This is a genomic window from Corynebacterium sp. HMSC08A12, from assembly GCF_001807485.1.
Taxonomy (GTDB): domain Bacteria; phylum Actinomycetota; class Actinomycetes; order Mycobacteriales; family Mycobacteriaceae; genus Corynebacterium; species Corynebacterium evansiae.
This window is the reverse complement of sequence record NZ_KV789190.1, coordinates 47,902-72,068: the sequence shown is the minus strand read 5'-3', so window position 1 is coordinate 72,068 and position 24,167 is coordinate 47,902. Positions and strand designations below refer to the sequence as shown.

The following is a 24,167-nucleotide window of genomic DNA, read 5'->3' as shown; positions in this document are numbered from 1 at the left end:
AAGAGCGTCGGCGACAAGGTTGAGGTCGACGAGCCTCTGCTGGAGGTCTCCACCGACAAGGTCGACACCGAGATCCCGTCCCCGGTCGCTGGCACCCTGGTGGAGATCCTGGCCAACGAGGACGACACGGTCGACGTCGGCGAGGTCATCGCCCGCATCGGCGACGAGAACGCCGCCAAGTCCAGCTCCTCCGATTCCTCCGACTCCGGTTCCTCCAAGTCCGACGAGTCCGCCTCCGAGGACAAGACCGAGAAGTCTGAGAAGTCCGAGGACAAGGCCGAGCCGAAGGCGGAGGAAAAGAAGGCTGAGGCTAAGCAGGCCGAGGAGAAGGCCGAGGTCAAGACTGAGGCAAAGTCCGAGTCCAAGTCTGACTCCAAGTCCTCCAAGCCGGCTGCAAAGCAGTCGAAGCCTGCCGAGGGCAACCTCCCCTACGTCACTCCGCTGGTACGCAAGCTGGCTGATAAGCATGGCGTCGATCTGTCGAGCGTCGAGGGAACCGGCGTCGGCGGCCGTATTCGTAAGCAGGACATCCTGGCCGCAGCAGAAGGCACCTCCGCTTCCGGCTCCTCCGCGAAGTCCGCTTCCCCGGCTGGCCCGCGCGCTTCCTCCTACAAGGTGGACCCGGCCAAGCAGGAGCTGCGCGGCACCGTCAAGAAGGTCAGCCGCATCCGCGAGATCACTGCGAAGACGACCCTGGATTCCCTGCACGCTGCAGCTCAGCTGACGCAGGTCCACGAGGTCGATATGACTCGCGTTGCCGAACTGCGCAAGGCCAACAAGCAGGCCTTCGCCGACAAGCACGGTGTGAACTTGACCTACCTGCCGTTCTTCGCGAAGGCAGCGGTCGAGGCTCTGATCTCCCACCCGAACGTCAACGCTTCCTACAACGCGAAGACCAAGGAGATGACCTACCACGAGCAGGTCAACCTGGGCATTGCTGTCGACACGGAGGCTGGCCTGCTGAGCCCGGTCATCCACGATGCGCAGGACATGTCCCTGCCGGAGCTGGCCAAGGCCATCGTCGACATCGCTGACCGCGCGCGCAACAAGAAGCTGAAGCCGAACGACCTGTCCGGCGGCACCTTCACCATCACCAACATCGGTTCCGAGGGCGCCCTGACCGACACCCCGATTCTGGTTCCGCCGCAGGCTGCCATGATCGGCACCGGCGCCATCGTGAAGCGTCCGGTGGTGCTGAGTGAGGACGAGGGCGAGGCTATCGCCATCCGCCAGATGGTCTTCCTGCCGATGACCTACGACCACCAGGTCATCGACGGCGCCGACGCAGGCCGCTTCATGTCCACCCTGCGTGACCGCCTGGAGAACTCGGACTTCACCGAGGACCTGGAGCTCTAAGTTGGCCCCTAGCTGCAGCTGGGCTGGCTGGCTAGTCTAGCTGCGCTGGTATCCGGCGCGAGCTTGCCCGGTCACGCTGGGCTGCAGCCAGCTCGCCACCGCTTCAAGCCAGCTGACCAGGCGCCAACTGACCTAGCACAACGCCGACCCCGCTTCCCGCGGGGTCGGCGTTCTGTGTTGTTGGGTGCAGTAGCCCCAGGCAGGAGCTCCGGATATTATCCCCGGGCAGCGGCTCCGGATATCCCCCCCGGAGGCTTCCATTCCACCAGCCTCAAACCCAATACCCGTCTCCAAGCCGCCCTCTCACCTCAAAAATCCCTCTCGAGCAGCCTCCCAGTCCCTCAAATGTCGCTAGATCGAGAAGACGTTAAAGACAATGAGTTGCATCTGCACAAAAATGCAGGTCAGAGAGTTTCGCCAAAGCTGATTCCGGCTTCAGTTTTGACTAATTCCCGATTCAGCGACATTCGAGGGTATTTGGCGCGCGCCAGCCGCCGGAGGCACCAGTATCAACGTCACCACCTGACACATCCAGCACCATCAGAAACTTCAACCTCAGCGGCGGTAGCGCCCGGAGGCTGCGGAACAGCGCCCAGCACCACCATCTGGCACCGGGGCGCCAGCATCAGCACCACCATCTGGCACCCGGCAGCACCCAGCAGCACCACAGAACCACTGGAGTATCATCGTCACCATGGGATTCCAGCAAGGCAGCATCCGCAAAGCAAACATTGGCGCCAACACCAGCACCCCAGCCGCAGACATCGACATCCGCGACCTGGGCACCGTGGACTACGAGGACACCTGGCACCTCCAGGCAGACCTCGCTGCCCAGCGCGCCGAAGAGAAAATCCCAGACACCATCCTCCTACTCCAGCACCCGCCGACGTACACTGCCGGCAAGCGCACCGAGGATTCCGACCGCCCCACCAACGGCCTGCCAGTCGTCGACGTCGACCGCGGAGGCCGCATCACCTGGCATGGTCCTGGCCAGCTGGTCGCATACCCCATCATCAAGCTGGCCGACCCGGTGGACGTGGTCGATTATGTCCGCCGCCTGGAGCAGGCGCTAATCCAGACTTGTGAAGATCTTGGCCTGCACGGCACCGGCCGCGTAGAGGGGCGTTCGGGCGTGTGGCTGCCTGCGGGCGTCATTAATAACGAGCTTAAGCCCGCACGTAAGATCGCCGCGATCGGCATCCGCGTAACGCGCGGCGTGACCATGCACGGAGTGTCCCTGAACTGTGACAACACCATGGAGTATTACGACCACATTGTGCCTTGTGGGCTGGCTGATGCGGGTGTCACGACGCTCACCGAGGAGCTGGGGCGCGATGTTAGTGTTTCTGACGCCTACTCGTCCCTCTCCCGCAACCTCGTTGACGCTTTGAACGGCGACTTGCCGGTGCATTCTTAGGTGAATTCCTAGGGAAAAACCCGAGGTGGATTCCTATGCGGCACCCAGCGTAGGCTAGTCGGCATGAGTGTGACCGCAGATGGACGCCGGATGCTCCGCATCGAGGCGAAGAATGCCGAAACCCCCATCGAGTCGAAGCCTCGGTGGATCCGCACGACCGCGAAGGTCGGCCCGGAGTATCGGGATATCAAGAACCGTGTGAAGGGCGCTGGCCTGCACACCGTGTGCCAGGAGGCTGGTTGCCCGAACATTAACGAGTGCTGGGAGGACCGCGAGGCGACGTTCCTCATCGGCGGCGATACGTGTTCCCGCCGTTGCGACTTCTGCCAGATTAAGTCCGGCCGCCCGTCCCCGCTGGATATGGACGAGCCGCGCCGCGTGGCGGAGAATGTCCGCGAGATGGGTCTGCGCTACGCCACCATCACCGGTGTGACGCGCGACGACCTGGATGATGAGGGCGCATGGCTGTACGCCGAGGTTGTGAAGAAGATTCACGAGCTGAACCCGAACACGGGTGTGGAGAATCTGACGCCCGATTTCTCCAACCGCCCGGAGCTGCTGAAGGTCGTGTTTGATTCTCAGCCGGAGGTATTTGCCCACAACCTGGAGACGGTTCCGCGCATCTTTAAGCGCATCCGCCCGGCCTTCAAGTACGACCGTTCCCTAGAGGTCATTCAGGCAGCGCACGACTACGGCCTGGTGACGAAGTCCAACCTGATCCTGGGCATGGGCGAGGAAAAGGAGGAGGTCCGCGCTGCCATTAAGGACCTGGCGGACGCTGGCACCGACATTCTGACGATTACCCAGTACCTGCGCCCGTCCTCCATGCACCACCCGATTGAGCGTTGGGTGAAGCCGGAGGAGTTCATGGAGCACTCCGACGCGGCCTACGAGCTGGGCATCAAGGCTGTTATGTCCGGCCCGTTGGTGCGTTCTTCTTACCGCGCTGGCCGCCTGTACGCGCAGGCCAAGCAGGCTCGCGGCGAGGCTATCCCGGAGAACCTGAAGCACCTGGAGGAGACTCTGGATTCCACCACGTCGCAGGAGGCCTCTACCCTGCTGGAGCGCTACGGCGCTTCGGAGGACACGCCGGTCACCGCGTCGCGCCGCTAGCTCGGCGGGGCACTTTCGCCCCGCCTTTATTCATGCCTTATTGTTGAATCCATGGCGAAGGATAAAAAGGACGTAAGGGTCAAGGAAGAAAAGAAGGCAGCTAAGGCCGCGAAGAAGGAGCAGCGCAAGCAGACGCGCTCCCAGCTGTGGCAGGCCTTCAAGCTGCAGAAGGGCCGGGATAAGAAGCTTATCCCGTTCATGGTTCTGGCTTTCCTGATTCCCATTGTGCTGATGCTGCTGCTCAGCCTGGTTTTCGGCTGGTGGTGGCTGAACCTGATCGTGGGCATCATCATCGGCGCGATGGCGGCGATGTGGGTGTTCTCGCGCCGCCTGCAGTCCGGCGTGTATGACCAGATTGAGGGCGAGGCCGGAGCCGCCGCATGGGCTTTGTCCAACTTGCGTGACGGTGTGGGCATGAAGTGGATTACGGAGAACGGCGTGGCGTCCAACACCCACATGGACGCAGTGCACCGCGTGGTAGGCACCCCCGGCATTGTGCTGGTCGGCGAGGGCGCACCGCACCGCCTCAAGCCGATGATGGCGCAGGAGCGCAAGAAGCTCGCGCGCATCGTGGGCAAGACCCCGATCTACGACGTGATCGTCGGCGACGGCGAGGGCCAGGTGCCGGTGAAGAAGCTGCAGAACCACCTGATGCGCCTGCCGCGCAACATCAAGAAGAATGAGGTAGACGCCCTTAACTCCAAGGTCGAGTCGATCTCGCGGCTAAGCAACCCGAACAACAACATGCCGAAGGGTCCGATGCCGAAGGGCGCGAAGATGTCCGGCATGAACCGCCGCGCCCGCCGCGCGGCACAGCGCGGAAAGAAGTAACGCTTAGCGGCTGCGGATAACGGCCGTGCCAGTGGCGCGATCGTGCATTCCGCGGCCGTCAGTGTCTTGAATAATTGGGGGGAAGAGGAAGACCGTCAGCAGCGTGCGGACGACCGAGCGCCACAGACCCACGCGCTCGTCGGGCTTGTCGATGCGACCCACACCGATGCCCACGATGGCATGCCCTGGGGATTGGGCGAACAGCCAGACGGTCAGGATGCGCCAGATGATGAAGAAGATCATCGCGGCGGTGGCAGAATCGCCCAGCGCGTCCGTCGTGGAAGTGACGAACCAGGCCAGGGCGTAGCAGGCCAGCCAGTCGATCAGCAGGGCACCCAGCCGGGGGAACAAGGGGGACAGTGAGCCCGGGCCGTCTTTGGGCAACCCCAAGCGGGCGCCGGGGTACGGGCTGAGTTCGGCGAGGTCTTCGTTTTCGCCTGGTACAAGGGGGCCTTCAAGCCAGCTACGCGATTCACTCATGATGGTCTAGAGCCTAGCTGGCTGTTAGTTTGTGGCACAATTTTGCAAATTTTTACCTGAATCGGCGCCCAGTATGCGTAGGATCGATTGTGTTGCTTTTATATATTGTCGCAACAGTTTGAGATTCCAACTGCAAGGAACGGAAGAAATACAGTGTCATTTAAGACCGCAGAAGAAGTTGCCAAGTACATCAAGGACAACGACGTCGAGTTTGTGGACGTTCGCTTCACCGATGTGCCCGGTATCGAGCAGCACTTCAGCATCCCAGCTTCGGAATTCGATGAGGACGCTATGGAGGAGGGCCTGGCTTTCGACGGCTCGTCTATCCGTGGCTTTACCACCATCGAAGAGTCGGATATGAACCTGCTGCCGGACCTGGCGACGGCCAAGATCGATCCGTTCCGCAAGGCCAAGACCCTGAACGTGAAGTTCTTCGTTCACGACCCGTTTACCCGCGAGCCGTTCTCCCGCGACCCGCGTAACGTTGCCCGCAAGGCAGAGCAGTACCTGGCCTCCACGGGCATTGCGGATACCTGCTTCTTCGGTGCGGAGGCAGAGTTCTACCTCTTCGACTCCGTCCGCTACGAGGCGGAGACCAACCGTGCTTTCTACGAGCTGGATTCCGTCGAGGGCTGGTGGAACCGTGGTGCTGAGGTCAACCCGGACGGTACCCCGAACCTGGGCTACAAGACCCGCATGAAGGGCGGCTACTTCCCTGTCGCTCCGTACGACCACTACCAGGATCTGCGCGACGATATGTCCCGCAACCTCGCGAACGCTGGCTTCAAGCTGGAGCGCGCGCACCACGAGGTCGGCACCGGCGGCCAGCAGGAGATCAACTACGAGTTCAACACCCTGCTGCACGCTGCGGATGACCTGCAGTCCTTCAAGTACATCATCAAGAACACCGCTTGGCAGGCTGGCAAGTCCGCAACCTTCATGCCGAAGCCGCTGGCTGGCGACAATGGTTCGGGTATGCACGCTCACCAGTCCCTGTGGAAGGATGGCGAGCCGCTGTTCTACGACGAGTCCGGTTACGCCGGCCTGTCCGACATCGCCCGCTACTACATCGGCGGCATCCTGAAGCACGCTGGCGCTGTGCTGGCCTTCACGAACCCGACGCTGAACTCTTACCACCGTCTGGTTCCGGGCTTCGAGGCTCCGATTAACCTGGTGTACTCGCAGCGTAACCGTTCCGCTGCCGTGCGCATCCCGATCACGGGCTCCAACGCGAAGGCGAAGCGCATTGAGTTCCGCGCTCCGGACCCGAGTGGTAACCCGTACTTCGGCTTCGCTGCGATGATGCTGGCTGGCCTGGATGGTGTGAAGAACCGCATCGAGCCGCACGCTCCGGTCGACAAGGACCTGTACGAGCTGCCGCCGGAGGAGGCTAAGGACATTCCGCAGGCTCCGACCAGCCTGGAGGCTTCCCTGAAGGCTCTGGAGGAGGACAACGAGTTCCTGACCGAAGGCGGCGTGTTCACCGACGACCTGATCGACACTTACATCTCCTACAAGTACGACAACGAGATCGCACCTGTTCGCCTGCGTCCGACGCCGCAGGAGTTCGAGATGTACTACGACTGCTAAGGGCTGCGGGCACTTTCGGACTTCTGAACAGCAGATATTCGGAAAACTCGCCTCGCACGACGAAACCCCGAGATTCCACGCGGATTCTCGGGGGTGGCGCTATTTCAGGGCCATTTTGGCCGGGATTTCACCTCCGAATGAGCCGTTTTTCAGCACCCAACAACGGCTTGTAGACCACGACCCCTTGAGGGGTCTCGTGGCCTCCTATGCCGCTTGGTCGATCTTCGGCGGAGCATTCGCTGCGGCGACATCGAGCAATTTGTCTTCCTCAGCCCGCTTCTTCTTCGGGCGCCCGCCACGCGGCGGCGGACGCAGCGCTTCGTCGCGCTGCCGCTTGAGGTATTTCTGCGCAGTCCCCCAGTTGGTCACAACCGCAGCAACGCCGACGAACAATACGAACGCCGCGTAGCCTCGCATGTACCTCTTGGTCGCTCCCCCAGTCCGATAGCGACCTCGGACTTGAAGACGCCGTTCTTAGACTCGATCGTCGCGCGGAGCGGACGGTAAGTCTCCTCCCACTCGCGGGAGTAGGTAGCCGGACCTGGTGTGTAGTACTTTCAGAACGTCTTCGTCTCGTCACTGACATCAACGAGCACGGTCTTCTGCGAGCAAATCTTTCCCTCTGCCGCTGTCGTTGGCACGTTCTTCACGGTAAGTGGCAGAGGTGTCTTTCCTGCAAGCGTCTTCTTGGCCGCAGCCTTACGCGCCTTGATGTCAGCCTTGTGTTTCGGGCACTGCACCGCTCCGCGAAGAGCCGGGCACGCGAAACGAATCGACCGGTCTTCACGTACCTCGTGAACCGACAGCTCGAACGCTTTTCGCCGTTGAATGCGCTCGTCAAAAACTTCTCTCGAAATGACCTTTGCGTCCAGCTCAGACTTCGGGTCCAGTAGGTCAGGAAACGATGTAATCGCCGGAGAGTAGGGCTTGCCTTCGATGAGAACCATGCCCTCGTAGCTAAACGAGATACTACGCGCTTCTGGTCGCTTCGGGGTTTGTCCCATCACAGACCAACCAGCCAGCCACATGGGGATTTGGTAGGACTTTTCATCCGAGCCTGGGGAGTACGCCATGTCACCGATAGCAAGCCCGCGCGGCAACACGAGGTGTTCTCCGTTGTCAGCAGAAACTACCGCGTTTTCGTACACGGCAAAAGCGGCACGAGCGTTGCAGCCGGGTTGCACACCGGGGTTGTCCAGTGACAGGCTAATAATTGGCTTGGGCATATCACCGGTGAAGTAACCACCTGTGGCTTCGACGACGGTCAGGTCGTAGCCCCACAGCTTCTTCCTTACCGTCGGCGACTCGCCGCCGTTGTGGTCTCCGGTGCGAATGTAATACCCAGCGTCGGCATTAGACGGGCGCAGGTCGCCTTTCCGGTTGCCGTAGGTGAGCGTTTCGATAGGAGTTGTGTCAGCGACAATGTCTCCCTCGTAAGTGCCGTCGACGAAGTACTTGTCACCCATCTGTCGAGCTGAGGCGAATGCAAGAAGCGAGGAGAAGATCGACCCGCGGAGCTTCCGTGCTATTACATAGTCTGGGTTGCGAGGGTTCTTAATCGCCTCGTAAGCCTCTTGCGTGAGCCGTTTATAAATAGCCATCTCGGGATACGGGTCGAGAGGCGTGCGCACCTTGTGCCTGATAGTGTGCCAAATTCTGTCGTACCACTGGGTGGCGTGGCGGTTTTTGTACTCCGCCATGTCTAGGCCTACGACCTGCCAGGCTTTGCCGTGAAGCCGGAACCTGACAATCTCCGCTGCATTCGTAACATAGAGCGGCTTGCCGAGCATTCCGACGAGAACAATGAGGATGAGAGCGGCTCGGATGGAGACGTACGGCGGCCTGCCCCCAGCGTGCTTCTTAACCCTCGCACGGTCAGCGGCAATCCAATCTTCAAGCTGTGTGACCGCACCCGATAGATCGACTATTTTCGCAGCACGCTCCACAAGATCAAGTGGCACAAAGCCTTCGTCATCTAGCTTCATTGGCTCGCACCACGTCACTTGCTTCGCCATACGTCTCACCTCCTCTCCCGCGCTCGGGGTTTTCAGTTCGCTTTAAGAACGTCCACCGTCAAGGAGCCGCAGGCCCCGTACGTTGTGCGCGAGCCGCCGCGCAGCATGAGACGTGCCTGTTCAGCCGTGATGTCACCTGGGGTGAGCCACTTGGAGTAATGCTTCAAACTGGCAAGGCCTGCTGCCTTTGCGATAACGCCCTCTGGCCCGTTTTCGCCCATGAGACCGACGATCCAGGTGGTGCACAGCCTGCGGGTGTCCAGGTCGATGCGCTGCGGCTTTCCGATCCGGGTCATAATCGCTGCGACAGACTCTGTTGTGGCTTTCTCCCGCTTCGGGAAGAGAACCAATGCGTCAGCGCACGCACCGTCAACGGCGGCGGCAACCGTGTCCTCCCATTCGGCGCGGACTTGAATTTCGCGCGGTGCCGCGCCGCGGAACCCCGAAGCGGTCACCGTGACGCCAAGCGGGTTTCTAGTCACTTTTTTGGCTCGCAGCGTTGCCATTTCGCCGATGCGAAGCCCCGCTCCGAGTCCGAGCGCGAGAAGAAGTCGAGAGTTGTTGCGTTGGTAGTCGGTGGAGTGGCTGGCAGCCCAGCCGACAAGAAGTCGCACTTCGCTGTCGGAATACGGGCGTCCGGGGCGGTGTAGCCGTAGCGCACCGCGGTTTCGCCGAACGGCCAGTCGGGGTTAAGTTCCCGGCCCAGGCGTATGAGCACGCTTCTTCTCGTCCCTCGTACCCGTGTTGTCCACGGCGAAGTGTTCACTGCGTACTCAATGACGTCGGGGGCTAAAACACCGTCGTGGGTGAGTGTTCTGCAGAGGACCGTTGTTGCAACGTGGACAGTCCACGTCAAAGCGAGCATGTCGTTGCGTAGCGTTTCGCGCGAGCTCGCCCACCCAAGGAGATGACTGTCGTTCAGTTCCATGACGTATGGGCGCACGCTGATCCAGTCCTCGGTCCTGAGTAGGCGCGGTACATAGGCGTGGGCGATGTTGGTGAGGTTGTCGATGTCGGGCATAGCGAAGCAGCTCCTCCGATACCTCCTCCACGTCTGGTCGCTCAAGGGCGGTGGTCCTTGAGGTCGCTGGTGGTAGGTGGAGGTGGTGCCGCTATTCTGTGGTGGTTTCTTGAAATAAACGCTATGTCGACCACAGTTAAGTCGTCCAGGCACTATGGCCTTGAGCAGGCACTTTCGGGAGTACGTCATGCCAGTCCCCCGTCGATCACGCGCAACGGTGCGTGTGCTTGTGGTGTCGGAATCTCAGCATGCGATGAGAGAAACGCCTCGACACGGCGTGCCGTTTGGACTTTCAGTGGAATACCCAATTCCGACACCGTTTTCGGGTCTCCGAAGTTCTCTACAAACGCTGCTGCCCTCGCCGCTGCGGATTGCCCCAGCCTGTCGGACACGACAGAAAACGCAGTTCCTGTTGCCAGCTCCACTACACCCCAGGTTTCTGCGAGCCGGTGCGGCGCAATTGAGACGCCAGCCGGGTAGTTCTTGGCCAAACCGAATAGGCGCGATTCATTCAGCGACAAGGCGCCGCTGCGGTCTTTGACCGAAAGAAGTGCGTTTGACACTTCGGGGCGGACCGGTAATTCCGCATCACCAACCCGTACTCGCACACAACCCGAGCACTCGAACACATCAACTGCTTTCACCCCCAGCACTTCTTGGCGACGGAGCCCCGCGCCGAAGTAGAGGCCAATCGCGGCTACAGCTCGGAGCCCTCGAAGCTCTGTTCGCAGTGCGCAAGTCCAAGAGAATATGCGATTGAGCTCATTTGCTGTGTAGGGCCCAGCAGCGGTGAAGGTGGGCCGGCCCTCGATCCGGGCGAACGGTGTGGATTGGTCTTCCAGCCACACCAACACGGGGTCATCAGCCACCCATGCCCGAATATGGCGAAGAACAGATCTTTCCTTTCGTTGCGTCCCCAGGTTGGGAATGTGACCGGAGTTGATCCACCACTCGATCAACTCACGGACGAAGAACTCTGATACCGCAGGCGACTCTTCGCCGACATCAACTAGCTCACGTACCCGCGGCAGGTAACGAGCCATCACCGCCCCGGCGTTATGGAGAGTCACATCGTTGTAGATTCCCCGGACACAACCCCCTGCCCCATGACTCTCAACTCCGCGCTCCAGTGCGAAGCGAATGACATTCAGATCCTCGTCGTCGACGGGGTTGCGAACCGGTCGATAGCGAAGCGCTTTCGCCAGCAGCGCCGGCCTGTCTTCTTGCAGCGGGATCATGCTGGTACCCCCGAAGTCGCCACTGAACCGAATGAGTGGCCTTCACCGAATACAGTGTCTGCATGCCCCAACGCGCAAACTCGCCACGGACTCTTTACAAGAACTGGCCAGTTGACACCGGCATCACTGATCGTGCGCACATGCGGGCCCAGAACTTTTGCGCGGACCTGCACCGCTTCATGGACAACAATCACCTCAGCCAAGCGGAGGTTGCCCGTCGCTGCGGCTTGAGCGACCGCACGGTCTCCGACGTGCTCTTGGGCAACGTCTGGCCGACCGCAGAGACCATCGCGCGACTCGAAGTCGGTCTGAAATACCGACTGTGGCCGTAATGGAATCCGGTTCGGAAGAAAGCAATCTCGGTTCATACAACAACCGTCTCGCCATCCGTCGCGAGAACCACCGCAAAAAGCCACCCCTCCCCGGCATGCCGGGGACTTGCCCGTAACCGCGACCCCCGCCTCGCTTCTGCGCTGCGGGAACCGTAACGTGAAACCTATGAGCCACCAGGACACGCCGAAAGGTCGCGGGCGCACTTCTCGCCCGTCACCCCGTGAGCTCTACCCCGAATGGCCCCATGACATTCGCGTCGCGGAAGAACCGGCTGACGGCTTCGTCCAAGGTTTCGTTGCAAACCTCACCGCGTTTGTCGAGGCACAAACAGGCGCAGGAGTGTCACAAGCAGAGGTATGCCGACGCGCGGGGGTGGCTAAAGCTACGCCCACCAAAGTGCTTCACGGCGACGTGTGGCCCGATTCGAGGACCGTTGCGAGGTTCGAGACGGTGGCCGGCGTGCGTTTATGGAAAGGCCCTGAGAGACAGCCTTACCGAATGAGGTGACTTACGTTTGCTAGGTAGTACAAACCATCTGCTTTGGCCGTTTCTCTCTTCTCGGCCGAGCTCCGTAGTTCTTCGCGGAAAGAGTCCGTACCCTGCTTCAAGGATTTAACTGCTTCGGTTGCCGAAAATGCGCCAGCGGTAGCTGCGGCGATTCCGGACGGGTCAGAAAGGTCGAGGTTCGCAAAATTACTGACCAGAATGCCAAAGAAGCCCCATCCGAATGCTTCTGCGGTACTAGCCGACGCCGCCACCACCGCGTCCTTATAACTCCCGAGTTTGCTACTGAAAACCGCTTCCCGCAGTTCCTCGACCTGTGGTGCTACTTCTTTATGCCACAGGTGCTCTATCTCTTCGTCGAGGTCAGGGGAGAATGCGGACTCACGGAGGCGTTCATTGAGGTGAGTTATTGTTCGCCTGTACTGCGCTAGGTCTCCGTCTAGTTCCTCTCGAACTTCCAGTAGTTTCTCCACGTCAACCTCGGACATGTTGGGCAGGGCGAGCAACATCTTGTTGCCCAGCCTTGTTTCTCTGATGTCGTCCAGGCGAAACTGTGGAAGTCTCAACCGGTTCTCCTTGTGCATGGCGTTCGCTAGGCCACCCGCCATCGAATCGAACATCACTCCCCCACCCTTGAACTGGATAGCAGAGCGCATAAGAGCTGTGGCCTGATCGAGGTCATTCGCCTCCATGGCTTTGCTTAGATCGTCGGCCCATTCGGTTTTGATACTTAAAATCCCGGATTCCACAGCGGCCTCAATCTCAGCACCACCGTGTGCTCGCCACATCTGATTGAGGTTCGATTTCATGGCTCCGCCGTGTGTGCGGATCAACTTGGTGAGATTGTCGTACGCGGCGCGCTTTTCCTTCAACCGCTCCTCGGTGCGCCATTGTGAACGCGAATACATATCGCGTTCTCCTTTCAGTTGCATGTACCCAACGATCAGCATTTCCATCTGCTCACGAGTAGCTGCATCTGTCGCCTCCGCACCTGCAATGACAGATAACATCCACACAACCATCTCATCGTTGTTTAGCGTTGAAATCTGTCGAATCTGGTTGAACATCGAAGTACCGAGCGCATACATCTCAACCTTGTCCGCGTAAAACAACGCAGAGCGCACCATAGCCACGTCCTCGGAAATGGAGCGACCGTCAAGATCGACTTCTTGAATCCCAGAAATGATCCGGATTTTGGTATCGCCTTGTTTTGTTAGCTTCCTTGTCACCGGTTGTCCTCTACTTGCTACTTGTAGGCGTATCCGAGCTTCTCGTATACGGCCTCTGCACTGGTCGCCTCGGCCACCGCAGCGCGAACCGCTTCGGACTTCAAGTCGAGAACTCGAAGCGACTCGGCGTCCGTACCGGAGACCGACTCGATGCGGACAAAGTGCTCCCCGTACTGCTCCGCGTAGCGGGTAAGCCCACGTAGCTTCCCGAGTGCATCGCCGAGGTAGGCGCCGTGCGGGTCAACAATGGACGCTCGCATGGCGCCTTCGCTGTCACGGAGGAAGAAAATGAAGTCCGGCTGCACAGAACGCCAGCGACCAGTGGCCTCGTCGTAGTAGACCGCAGAAAGCGCGTCGCGGCCTGGACGCGACGGGTTGCGGTACCAAAAGGCCGCACCATTTCGCTCCATTTCGGTCGCGACGACCTTTGCCTCCCAGTCGTTCAGGTTCGCAGGTGCTGAACCGTCTTCCGCGACGAGTACCCGATTGTCGTAACGGGGGTACGGGTCGAGCTCCTTCTTCTCCGAGTTCCACACGCCCGGGGACTCCATGCGGTTTTTGGGCTTTTCCAAAAACACGGTGCTCGGTGCCTCGGCCATCTCACGCAGCACCGTGTACTTCGCCTGCCGGCTGTCCGGCAGCGCGGAGATGTCGGCCCGGTGCTGGTCAAGCCAGGACTTCGCCGTCTGATCGGCTTCACGCCACAGAGAGTCTTTGGCTCCTTCGACTTTCGCCAGAGCGCCCAGCGTCAGGTGCGCTTCGATAATGAGGTCTTCGTCGGCTTCACCGTTGTCTAGTCCTGCGACCAGGAAATCGTTGACCCACATGTTGGCGAGTGCCCGGCTGAACACGGGGGTCGCCAACTCAAACGACTCGGTGATAACCCTGTCGTCGGCGACAAGTTCGATGGAGTCTTCGTCTTTCAGCCCTCGGTCCGAGTACCGGTACGTCAGCCGCTGCGTCTCAACTTTCAGAATGTCTTTCTTCTTAGTCTCAAGCTCGTCCTTGTGGCGAACGAGCAGTGCGTTGACTATCGACACGAGCTCCTTCTTAGCCCTCGATTCGCCGTCCGGCATGAGCCCGTCAACTTCCAGTTCAATGCCGGTATTGATGAGGCGTGAAATCGGCTTGCCGGATCGTTTCGGGGCAACCTCGGTCGGAAGAGCAGTAAACGCTGTCCACAGGTCGTCGTTGTCCACAGGCAGCAGCGTTTCCGGTTTCACCACGGGGTTGATGAACGGCGGCGGGTCAATCTCGCCTGGCTTGTTGATGCTCATTACGACCCGCTCAGCGGCCGCGCGGTTGAACTTCGGCAGCAGGCACAGCACGGAGTTAAGGAGGTCATCGCCTGGGATTCGACGCGCCAGCGGAGAGCGCACCATACGGCCAATGACCTGGGTAATGAAGTCCTCGTCATTGGCTGGGCGGTAGGACACCATCACCTCGGCACGCGGACAGTCCCATCCGGTTGAGATTGCAGTCTTCGCGAACAAAACGCGAATCCACTCGCGATCCTCGACGTGCTGTGGCTCGATGTACGGGATCACCGTATCGCCGGCTTGGATCGCAGCATGTTCGCCGAAAACATGGGCAAAGCAATCGTGCGGTAGCTCCGGCCAGCCCTCGCGCAGAGCCGTGATGACGCGGTACATGTCCTCCGGGGTCGCCAAGTCTTGCATCTGCACCACCATGAGAGGTACGACCCGCTTGTCGCCTGTGCCTTGCTCAATGTGGTACTCGCTCCAGCGCTGCGTGGATTCAGCGAGCAGACGGGCCGCCTGGCGGACAAAGACGTTCTCGAACGCTGCACCTTCTTCACCGGGAATCTGGAGCTCAACAATGTCTTTGAGCAGGCCCGATTCTTGTACCTCGTCGGTCGGGACGTCCACGTCCTCTAACACCATGCGAGCACCGGGCATATCGTTGAGCATTTTCTTGAACTTGCCCGGTGTGGCGGAGATACCCACGACCACTGGCATCGGCGGCACCGGCGCATTGGCGCCGTCCGGAGTGTGGCCGGCGATAAGGCGATGAAGAATTGTCTCACGGTCGGTCTGTGTGCCGGAACCTCGGTGTGCCTCGTCAACGATGAAGTAGACGTTGTGGTCCGGCGATTCCAGTGTGTTTCGAAGCGTGTCCCAGATTGTCACCTGCGCCATGTCAGGCGCATTGTCGAACAGCTCGAAGTTCGAGTCGTTTTTCTTTCGCCCACCAGTCAATATGGTGCCCTTGGACAGCTTCTGGGTGTTGAGAAAGTAGATTTTGCCCGGCTCAAATTCGTTTTTGATGAACGAGTTGTCGATTTCGACAGTACGACCATGCAAATTGCTTGACGCACCCTCGATGCGGTGGCGAGACTGGCGGTTCAGGTCCGGGTTGTCTGAGAACCAGATAATGACAGCCTTCTCATCCGGCACTCGGTCATCTGACGGCAGAAGGAGCTTCTCGAACGCGTCGGTGGCAATCACGGTCTTACCGGCACCTGTCGGCGCGGAAAGCGCGAACGCGGCCTGCTTGCCAATCGCACGAACCTGGTTGGCATCATCTAGGCGTTCAAGAATCTCGCGCGAAGCGGTCTCTTGGTAGGGCCTGAGCGTGTACTTCATGGCTAAATCGCTCCTCCGGACTGGGTAAAGGCGAAGTTGGTGAGGTAAGTGCTGTAGAGCTGCACACATTCAACGTCGAGGCCGTCGAGTCGGCTCACTGTGGACTGGAACGCCAAGTCGTCGTCGGTGACGATGTACGCGGTCGTCACGGTTTTCGCTTCGCGGATCGCTTCGGCGAACGACTCGACCGCGGCCAAGTTTTTGATGACGCCGTGTGATTCGGCCACGTCCCAGCCGCCGTCGGGGATGGATTCGATAACACGTCCGAACTGACCGGCTTTCAACCACAGAAGCGGCGCGATCTGTTTGTAGGCCAGGCCGTGACGTACCCGCGTCGGCGGCTCGTAGGTGAGCGTGAAGAACCTGGTATTGGTCTCGAAGCCGTCGGACATAGGGAACTCGTCGGTGAACTTGTAGTCGCCTTTGACGGGGTCGCCGGATGGGGTCTTGCCGGTGATTGCAGCCTCGATGCGTGGCTTCGTGACGTAGTCGCAAATACCGAGACGCTCCCATTCGGGGTCGCCAGGGCGGAAGCCGTCTTTGGTTAGTTTCTTGGCCTCAGCAAAGCTCACTTCATTGTTCGTAACTGAGATTGAGCGGCGTCTGCCACCGTCCTGTTTGTTGAGACGCATCACTGCATGAGCTGTCGTTCCCGAACCGGAGAAGAAATCGACGACCGTTGCTGTGGGCTTGCCTTTGACAAAGAAGCGCAGCATGTCTTCGACCGCGTAGAGGGACTTCGGGTAGTCAAACCTTTTCTTGCCATGGAAGCGATTCAAAAGGTCGCTACCAAAAGACCCCGCATTGTGTGATGTCAGGTACCAAACGGTTTTCGGCGTTCGAGTCCTCTTGTTGGAGGGGTTGTGTTCCAGTATGACGGTGTCATTTATAGGATCTCGGCCAGAAACGAGAATCGTTCCCTGCTCAATTGCAGAAATTGTTCCTTCTCGAATGTATGTCAGAGAGAATGAACCCCGATATTTGGCGACGCGGATATATCCGAGCGCCAGCCTCCTATCGAACTCCTCGCCAGTCATTTGCCAGACTCCCTCTGCACCGCTTTTGGAGATCGGCCAAATTACATGGCTCGCTTCTTCTGGTGCCACAACACTTGACCTTGGAACCCCCGGCCCAGGTGGGTTGCCACGACCAACAATCCTTCCCTCGTCATCGAGGTAAACAGGGAAGAAACTATTTTCACCTCGGGCCCGAGTGGAGTTCGAGCCGCCGCGAATTAAAGAGAACCAAATTCTTTCCTTTCCAGGTTGAGACTGGCTGTTCTCGGATTGCAACGTTTCGATGTGGGTTTGGAATAAGGACGCCTCGCCGATATAGACAATGAAAGCGTATTCCTCCACTCGCCTCATCTGGTTGCTACGAGATGTCCCCTGGCTGTTGATTACGATGGTCACCATTTGAATGTTCGCCTCCGGGAACGTCTGCTCTAGTAGCATCCCCAGCCGTAGGTACTCCCTCTCATCAATCGTAACGATGAGCACCGAGTCCTCGGGGTTGAGCAGCTCCTTGGCAAGCTCCAGTCGCTTTTCCATCATCGACAGCCACTTGGAGTGTTTGTACTGGTCATCTCCGTCTACATAATCGTTGTTGTACTTCCAGTCCTTATCGCGGGTGTTGTACGGCGGGTCGATGTAGATGCAGTCCACCTTGTGACGGTGCGTGTAGGTCAACAAGTTCAAAGCGTGCAGGTTTTCAGCGTTGATGACCGTGTGGAACGGCGCCTCTTGGTCGTCGGAGTTGATGACCTCGCCGGTCTGAACTAGCCCAGGGTAGATGATGTCGTCGTGCTGGGCGACAACGACAAGGTCATCTACTTTCACCCCGTCTCGCAGCCCCGGTTCGTTGCCCTGTCCGGGTTCCGCTTCGATGACCGTTGCGGTAGCTCCACCTTCGGCCTTTCGGTCAATCTGCACAACCTTCCACAGTGTTGGGTCTGTGGGCGCCACTGTGCCACGGGGAGGCAGAATATGGACCATGTCGCCGCGGCGAACAGGCCGGGTTGGCAGCTCGACACCGTCGGGCAGGTGGCGCTCAAAGACAAGGCCGAAGGATCGCTGGTTGGTGGCGTGGCGAATCTCGCGTTCTAGCTCCTGAGCCATCCGCGGGTCATAGCCTCGGGCCTGCGCAAGCAGGTCAGTAAGTCGTGACATGGGTGTCCTCTCTAGTGCTGTTCCAAGGTTAACGAACCGGAACGAGATTTCGGTTCGGGACTCGAAGCGAGCAGCGAACAACGTTTGAGAACTAGCTTGCCCGAATCTCTCATGTTCCCGATAAAAAATCGGGTGTTAATCGCAGGTGCGCGGCCCTACCCCCGTACGAACAGGAGGAAACCGGCGAATTTTTTGTTTGTTTTCGCAGCTCATCACCCCCGCGCGACCGAAAGCTCGACGCGGAGAGGGGTAAGCCACCTCATTTTCTGAGTTTTCGTCTACACTAGAGCCAAGTTCCGACTTGGGTGGACTACAGCTGGGTTCCCGAAATGGGAGTAGGGCTATTAGCCTGAGAAATCCCTTGCTCCTGGGGTCGGAACTTCAACTTTTCAGTGCTCTTGAACGCGTCGCTTCGCCTCGTCAAGAGCACCTTCTGGGTCAGTCTTCAATAGCTCGTACACGAACTCAATCGCCTTGGGCGAGTACGAATACTTGGAGTTCCGCTCGTTCTGTAGCTTGTGGTCGAAAGACATTTCAGCATCGTTCTTGAATCCGTAAGCCTTGACAAAGTTCTGCCAATGAGATCGGTTGATTCTTGCCACCGGCTGACCCTTGAACTTGACCTTCAACCCGTCCCTGTCGATGCGCTTATTTAGAATCTCCAGTGCGTCCATCTGCCGATACGGAAAAAGGGCACTCGTATCACGAGTTTGTTTTAGTACAACTCCACTTTGCTCTGCCGCGGGATCAAAGGCGAGCTTCACGTCGGCTCCCTTTTTCACGATCTGAACGTCTACTTGGTACGTCACTGCGAATTTCCCCTTAGAGTCACCCCCGGAGAGGTGTTGGACGCGGTTGTAGTTCTGGAAGAACCGGTTTGCAGTTTCAGGGTCGTACTTCTCTTTGATCGCCTGTTCATCGAGGGTTCGACCGCTGACATCCAAGATCAATGCCCGAGGCGGAAGGGTTTTCGTGGCTGAGACACCGTGAAACTCCTCAAGTTTATGGGCGAAGTTTCTCACTGTAGCTTGAAGTACAGGCCCGTAGATGATGTCGTACTCGTCGACGATGTAGTGAACCGAGTTATTTCGTAGTCTGCCCAACTCATCGAGATTTCGACGTATCGGATCAGTTTCGTTGTCAAAGACGTACCGCACGCAGTCCGATAACGCCCAGGTGCGGTCTTTGTCCTCCGAGAAGTATATTTTGGCCAAACCCTGTGTTTTCACGATGTGAGACTTGAGCATGAGCTCCCAGGCGTTAGCGAGGAACACGGAGCACGCTTCAACACGGTTCGGAAGTGAAGGACGGTTGTACAGCTCGATCCCAAGTTGAAACGAGTCCTGAGACTTGGCAACCAGACGCTCTGCTAGATCGAGCTCGTCCTTACTCGGAGTGTACTTCCTATTTTTCGCCACGTTTGAACAGTTCCTTCTGATTAACGGCCAAAGCGACTGAATTTCAGCGTTGTTATTTGTTGAGTTTAGCTGGCCGGCGTGGCTCATTGCGGCACCAAGTCCTGCTGCGACGCAGCCTTTAGCCCGCGAGGAAGGGGTTGCCTCTTACCTTCAGGGCACTTAGAGGCATTCGAGACTGACTACGAACCCCGAACCCCCGCGCTGGCGCGGTTGAATGTTCGACGACACACTGTTTTTCCATAACCACCCCACCACAGCCAGCAGACGACACCTGGGCAGCTCAAGTCGCTCCGAGCACCTTCTACGCTTTGCACGCAACCAGCAACACAGACACGTACCCCGCGACGGGCACCCGTCTCGAAGTCCGGGACCATGACTTCAATCTTCTCGCCGTCCACTGGAGCACTCATGCGGCGCTCGGCCACGTAGGTGAACTCATGGCTACCGGAACAAAAGCCGCTGCGTACCTCGTGACGTGGGAGCGAATCGAGTCGGAAGACGACCCGCGGTTGAAAGCCGTTGCGGGAAGGTAGGGGCGACTTCGGAATGGGCTCGAATAATCCAGTCGAACGGATCAAAGCAGAAGAAGAACCTGTGCTGCTCCACCTCGACTTGCACCTTGACCGGGACAGCCGGGCGCAGCTCCAAATCTTCATTAGCCGCAACCAGGAAACGGTGCGTCTCCTAGATCCCGACGGTGAGCACCTCTCGATTGATGCCGAGGCCGCCCACACATTCCTCAAAACTTTGCTTCGTTGCACCGACCGCCCAACAGGCCTGTTGTGCCTTGAGGTCGAGGCAGCATTCGGTGACCTGTCGCTCTGGGAGCGGGGAGCCTTGATCGCCGAGGACCATTTCGAACAGCATGTCCTAGAGCGTGAGGGACAGTACCCCTACGAGGACCAGAGCCGGGAGCCAGAAGAAACCTGTTTCCAAGAGAAGGCCTACGAGGTGTGGAACGAGTGCGGGTCGGAGTTTTATGGTCGAACTACCGACCTCGAACGAGCCAAACGCAAGGTTGACGCACTGCGAGGTGTGGGTATTCCGGCTGTGGTGTGTCTATCAACCCGCACTGTGCTGCATGACTGAGACTGATCGAGTCGACCATCAGTGGGGACTCTTGAATAATCGGGGCTATGATGACGACCCACCATGAAGGCAACTTGGACCCACGCTTGGGCGAGTTCAAGAATGAGATGTTCAATCTTTGCACCGGACTCGCGAATATCGCCAACGAAATAGGAAGATCGCAGCCCTCGTGGGGGTTAGACCTAACCGATCAGGTCAACGCGAAACTGGACAAAGCGATTGACAACGTGGCTCGACTTCCGGATGAAGTAGCCGGAAGCATCCTTCAAGTTGCTGGAGCACAAATTCACACCGTCGGCCGTCTTATGACGGACTCATTTACTTCTCCAGCCATCGTCGCACCCTTAGCTCGCAGCGGTGTGGAATACTGCGCGTTGTTGCTGTTCATCACGCGAGACGAAGAACCTGAAGTTCGAACAGTCCGTGCCGCCAGAGCACTTCGCGTCGGCTTGAAAATTGACAAAGCCTATAAACAAAAGGACCTGGAAGGTTTGTATTCGGGGCTGAACCGGATAGTAGAACGCTATACACGAAATCACGTTATTCCAGAGCTAAAGCACGACGAAGAAACAATCTCTCACATCGTGAGAGAAACATCGGGTGAACTGATCGGGGAAGATTTCTACGGCATGCTGAGCGCTTACGCCCACTACAACGCATGGAAAGCTCTATTTCAACTTTCCGCAGCCGACGCTAATCCAACTGTGCTGGAACTAGATTCGCTCTACTTCGCCCAGAAATCCGCGCTGGCCTTAGCCGGCGCATCTCTCACCATCCTCAACTACCGCGATGAAGCCTCGACCGAAGTCCTGCGCGAGGCGCTGAACCTTCAAACGGAGCAGTTCCTCAAAATCGGCGAGAGAATCAACGATTTTCAAAGCTCCCTTTAGCGCTTCCAACACTGGGGAAGGATGTACAAGACGAGCGAGCTGACCGTCCCGTGGGAAAATAGGTGGGGGTTTCGTAGGAGAGGGCATCGAGATAGCCCGAGTTACCCTTGATCAAAGAGTTGTCCGAAAGTGCCGCTGCTTTTAGCTGCTCTAGCTGTTTGACGCCGCCGGTCTCTAACCGGCTGGTGGCACAAGCTAAGCGGTGATGACCTGCTAGTTGGCAGGTTGTCACCGTTTTTGTTTTTTTAAAACGCCACCTCGTGAATGTCGCTCGGGGGATGCTATTCGCTCGCCCTCTCCCCTACTTAACAGAACCGGTTGACTTGAAAGTCTCGGCGAGGGAAACCGATTGCGTCGAACTGAGAATCAAGATGAGAAGTGGTGGGTGCGACCTTAAACTGTGCTTGTCACTCCACGAAAGGCACCACATGATCACTACTCGTCGTCGCACACTCCTCGCTCCAGTTTTTGCTCTCAGCCTCATCGGCGCTTTCAGTCTCACCGCTTGCAGCGGTGAGGACACACCCGCCGAACCGTCCACCACTACCGTCACTAGCGCTCCTTCGAGCGAATCCGAGACCTCAGAACCGGAGACCACCACGGTCACCAGCGCCCCCGAAGACACACCACCCCCGCCCACCACAGTCACCAGCACGCCGGAACCCACACAGCCGAGTAGTCCTGTCGCTGAAGAAGACAAAAAGCCCGCGCAGCAAGCTCCAGCTAATCAACCCAGAGCCACTTCTCCAGCGCAAAAGCAACCACCGATGGGTAATCAGGGAGCAAGCCCCAACTGCCCCGCCTACCTCTGCGGTTACAGCACTGCTCCTAATGGTGCGCCGAACTTGACCAGTGGCGAGACGCAACTGCTCGCTCTCTGCAACTCCGGCGAGTATAACGCTCCCCAGGTCTGTGCGAATCTTCGACTCAAGGCCCAGCGGGCGGGACAGAACTAACTGGATACATCGTACAGCTGCCTCCGCGATCATCAGAGGCCGAACTTGGCCGCTCTAGCGGCGATGTGCTGTGTGAAGGTCGCACTCGCCAACTGACGCTCTAATCCTCGGAATCGCCCCCTAAAATAAGGTCACCCTTAGTAACGGTATGCTTCTCTAGAAGGAGTCGCGCGCCAGCGCGCAGACCTACACACAGGCGATCCGAAGGAGGGCACGCACCACCGTGGCTGACAAGAGCACACAGGCCGCAAACCCCCGCCCCGGCGCGACGGAAGCCACGATCCAGTCCCCCGGCACCTATCCCCCGGGTGAGGATCCGCGCCGCTGGAAAGTTCTGGGCGTCATCCTCACGACGATCTTCATGTCGCTCATCAGCGTGTCCATCATCAACGTCGCCCTGCCCTCCATCCAGCAGGGGCTGGGCGCCACCGAATCGGACATCCAGTGGGTGCTCTCCGGCTACACGCTGACGTTCGGCGTGGTTCTCGTTGCCGCGGGACGTGCCGGCGACCTGCTCGGCCGGGGCGGGATGTACCTCCTCGGCCTGACGGTCTACACTCTGTCGGCCATCACCGCTGGCTTTGCTCCCACCGCGGAAGCCTTGAATGTCACCCGCTTCATTCAAGGCGTGGGCGCGGGCATGCTCAACCCGCAGGCTGTGGGCATGATCCAGCAGTTCTTCCGCGGCAAGGAGCGCGGCCGGGCCTTCGGCTGGTTCGGCACCGTCGTGGGCGTGGCCGTGGCCATCGGCCCCACCCTGGGTGGCTTCCTCATCCGCCTCGGTGGCCCGGAGCACGGCTGGCGCTGGACTTTCCTGGTCAACGTTCCCTTCGGCCTGCTGGCCTTCGTCCTCGCACTCCTGTGGTTCCCGCGCCCGCTGATGGGCCGGGTTAAGGATCCCGTCACCGGCCGTAACGTGGGCGTCATCCGCGCAGTGCGCAGCCTCGACCCCTTCGGCTCCCTACTACTGGGCTTGGCCGTCCTAGCCTTCCTCTTCCCGTTCGTGGAATCCTCCGGCAGCGCGCGCACCTTTCTGCTGCTCCCCGTCGCCGTCGCCCTTCTGGCCGGATGGTTGGCGTGGGAGCGCCATGTGAAAAAGTCCAAGCCCTTCGACCCGATGGTGGACATGCAGATCTTCCGCTTCCCCAGCTTCCGCCTGGGCACCATGCTGGCAGGAGTGTACTTCATGGGCATAACCAGCATTTGGGTGCTCGTGGCCCTGTACTTCCAAAACGGCCTGGGTTACAGCGCGCTCGTCGCCGGTAGCGTTGGCATTCCTGCCGCGATCAGCAGCTCTTTCGCCGCTAACTGGGCCGGCAAGCGAGTTGCCGACCGGGGCCGTCGCGTCGTCATCGACGGCATCACTGTGGCGCTGACCGGCATTGTGCTGACCATCCTCGCCCTTGTGCTGCACCACGTTACGGGCCTTTCGGAGTGGTGGATGGTCCTCACCCTCTTCCTCGTCGGCACCGGCCAAGGCGCGGTTATCGGCCCGAACCAAACTCTCACGCTCGCGGACGTGCCCCTCAACTACGCGGGCAGCTCTGGCGCGGTCTTGCAGACTGCACAACGCATCGGTACTGCCATGGGGCTCGCGCTGATCACCGCGATCGTCTTCGCCAGCTCGCGCGCCATCAACTGGACTCTCGGCACCGCCATCGGCTTCGGCACCATCGGTTCGCTCATGGCCGTCGCCCTCGTCATCGCTCTTTATGACAATCGCCTGCGCGCCCGCCGATCCGCCCGTTAGTTACTGACGCCACCACGCCTCCCCAACCCCAGCCTCACCTAATGAAAGGCATCCTGACCTGCGTAAAGGTAGCCTTTCAATGCTTGCGGAAGGTTTCAAACCCGGCGATACTTGAGTCATGAGCACTTCAGTATCTTGCCCCTGCGATCGCTACTACGACGGC

General features: G+C 59.0%; 19 protein-coding genes. 9 read left to right on the top strand and 10 right to left on the bottom strand.

Features of this window, described 5'->3' with window-relative positions; genetic code table 11:
- The 4 genes from sucB to HMPREF3166_RS09095 all read left to right on the top strand — a co-directional run.
- A partial coding sequence (gene sucB, locus HMPREF3166_RS10365; RefSeq protein WP_246816984.1) for a 2-oxoglutarate dehydrogenase, E2 component, dihydrolipoamide succinyltransferase occupies positions 1-1,356 on the top strand: 1,356 nt, incomplete at its 5' end.
- Positions 1,357-2,050: 694 nt separating this feature from the next.
- Entirely contained in the window at positions 2,051-2,773 is a 723-nt protein-coding gene (gene lipB, locus HMPREF3166_RS09105; RefSeq protein ID WP_070488926.1) for a lipoyl(octanoyl) transferase LipB, read from the top strand.
- A gap of 63 nt (positions 2,774-2,836) precedes the next feature.
- A complete protein-coding gene (gene lipA / locus HMPREF3166_RS09100) occupies positions 2,837-3,886 on the top strand; it encodes a lipoyl synthase (protein WP_035006119.1) in 1,050 nt (349 codons plus the stop codon).
- 51 nt (positions 3,887-3,937) lie between these two features.
- Positions 3,938-4,717 carry a DUF4191 domain-containing protein gene (locus HMPREF3166_RS09095; protein ID WP_070488923.1) on the top strand — a complete coding sequence of 260 codons (780 nt, stop codon included), beginning with the start codon at positions 3,938-3,940 and terminating at the stop codon, positions 4,715-4,717.
- Positions 4,718-4,720: 3 nt separating this feature from the next.
- On the opposite strand, the gene HMPREF3166_RS09090 is transcribed toward HMPREF3166_RS09095, so the two are convergent.
- Positions 4,721-5,197 (bottom strand): RDD family protein, encoded by a 477-nt coding sequence (locus HMPREF3166_RS09090; protein WP_070488920.1) that lies wholly within the window; start codon positions 5,195-5,197, stop codon positions 4,721-4,723.
- 153 nt (positions 5,198-5,350) lie between these two features.
- Here HMPREF3166_RS09090 and glnA point away from each other — a divergent pair, with 153 nt between their 5' ends.
- Positions 5,351-6,787: a type I glutamate--ammonia ligase gene (glnA, locus tag HMPREF3166_RS09085; protein ID WP_070488918.1), complete on the top strand. Its 1,437-nt coding sequence runs from the start codon at positions 5,351-5,353 to the stop codon at positions 6,785-6,787.
- A 204-nt stretch (positions 6,788-6,991) separates the two neighbouring features.
- On the opposite strand, the gene HMPREF3166_RS09080 is transcribed toward glnA, so the two are convergent.
- The 5 genes from HMPREF3166_RS09080 to HMPREF3166_RS09060 form a co-directional block, all read right to left on the bottom strand.
- Complete coding sequence (locus tag HMPREF3166_RS09080) at positions 6,992-7,204, bottom strand: hypothetical protein (protein ID WP_070488916.1); 213 nt, start codon at positions 7,202-7,204, stop codon at positions 6,992-6,994.
- Between the two features lie 140 nt (positions 7,205-7,344).
- On the bottom strand, positions 7,345-8,802 hold the full coding sequence (locus HMPREF3166_RS09075) for a hypothetical protein (RefSeq protein WP_070488913.1): 1,458 nt from the start codon (positions 8,800-8,802) through the stop codon (positions 7,345-7,347).
- 32 nt (positions 8,803-8,834) lie between these two features.
- Positions 8,835-9,284 carry a hypothetical protein gene (locus HMPREF3166_RS09070; protein ID WP_141741161.1) on the bottom strand — a complete coding sequence of 150 codons (450 nt, stop codon included), beginning with the start codon at positions 9,282-9,284 and terminating at the stop codon, positions 8,835-8,837.
- Entirely contained in the window at positions 9,281-9,823 is a 543-nt protein-coding gene (locus HMPREF3166_RS09065; RefSeq protein ID WP_070488907.1) for a hypothetical protein, read from the bottom strand. The genes HMPREF3166_RS09070 and HMPREF3166_RS09065 overlap by 4 nt, the downstream gene beginning before the upstream one ends.
- A 185-nt stretch (positions 9,824-10,008) precedes the next feature.
- Positions 10,009-11,061, bottom strand: coding sequence for a hypothetical protein (locus HMPREF3166_RS09060; protein ID WP_070488905.1), 1,053 nt, complete (start codon positions 11,059-11,061; stop codon positions 10,009-10,011).
- Positions 11,062-11,123: 62 nt separating this feature from the next.
- On the opposite strand from HMPREF3166_RS09060, the gene HMPREF3166_RS10030 reads away from it, so the two are divergent.
- Positions 11,124-11,393, top strand: a complete 270-nt coding sequence (locus HMPREF3166_RS10030) for a helix-turn-helix domain-containing protein (protein WP_141741160.1) — start codon at positions 11,124-11,126, stop codon at positions 11,391-11,393.
- A gap of 492 nt (positions 11,394-11,885) precedes the next feature.
- Here HMPREF3166_RS10030 and HMPREF3166_RS09050 read toward each other — a convergent pair whose 3' ends face one another.
- The 4 genes from HMPREF3166_RS09050 to HMPREF3166_RS09035 all read right to left on the bottom strand — a co-directional run bounded on the left by HMPREF3166_RS09050 (position 11,886) and on the right by HMPREF3166_RS09035 (position 19,406).
- Positions 11,886-13,127, bottom strand: coding sequence for a hypothetical protein (locus HMPREF3166_RS09050; RefSeq protein ID WP_070488899.1), 1,242 nt, complete (start codon positions 13,125-13,127; stop codon positions 11,886-11,888).
- Positions 13,128-13,144: 17 nt separating this feature from the next.
- Positions 13,145-15,733, bottom strand: a complete 2,589-nt coding sequence (locus HMPREF3166_RS09045; protein WP_070488896.1) for a DEAD/DEAH box helicase — start codon at positions 15,731-15,733, stop codon at positions 13,145-13,147.
- Between the two features lie 2 nt (positions 15,734-15,735).
- Positions 15,736-17,901 carry a site-specific DNA-methyltransferase gene (locus tag HMPREF3166_RS09040; RefSeq protein WP_070488893.1) on the bottom strand — a complete coding sequence of 722 codons (2,166 nt, stop codon included), beginning with the start codon at positions 17,899-17,901 and terminating at the stop codon, positions 15,736-15,738.
- A 389-nt stretch (positions 17,902-18,290) separates the two neighbouring features.
- Complete coding sequence (locus HMPREF3166_RS09035) at positions 18,291-19,406, bottom strand: DUF3644 domain-containing protein (RefSeq protein WP_083293860.1); 1,116 nt, start codon at positions 19,404-19,406, stop codon at positions 18,291-18,293.
- A gap of 459 nt (positions 19,407-19,865) precedes the next feature.
- On the opposite strand from HMPREF3166_RS09035, the gene HMPREF3166_RS09030 reads away from it, so the two are divergent.
- From HMPREF3166_RS09030 to HMPREF3166_RS09020, 3 genes are all read left to right on the top strand, one after another.
- The gene (locus HMPREF3166_RS09030; RefSeq protein ID WP_141741159.1) at positions 19,866-20,408 is read left to right on the top strand and encodes a hypothetical protein; all 543 of its coding nucleotides are present in this window, start codon (positions 19,866-19,868) and stop codon (positions 20,406-20,408) included.
- A 47-nt stretch (positions 20,409-20,455) separates the two neighbouring features.
- Positions 20,456-21,298 (top strand): hypothetical protein, encoded by an 843-nt coding sequence (locus HMPREF3166_RS09025; protein ID WP_070488884.1) that lies wholly within the window; start codon positions 20,456-20,458, stop codon positions 21,296-21,298.
- Between the two features lie 1,179 nt (positions 21,299-22,477).
- Entirely contained in the window at positions 22,478-24,004 is a 1,527-nt protein-coding gene (locus HMPREF3166_RS09020) for an MFS transporter (RefSeq protein WP_210383937.1), read from the top strand.
- The last annotated feature ends 163 nt before the right edge of the window (positions 24,005-24,167 follow it).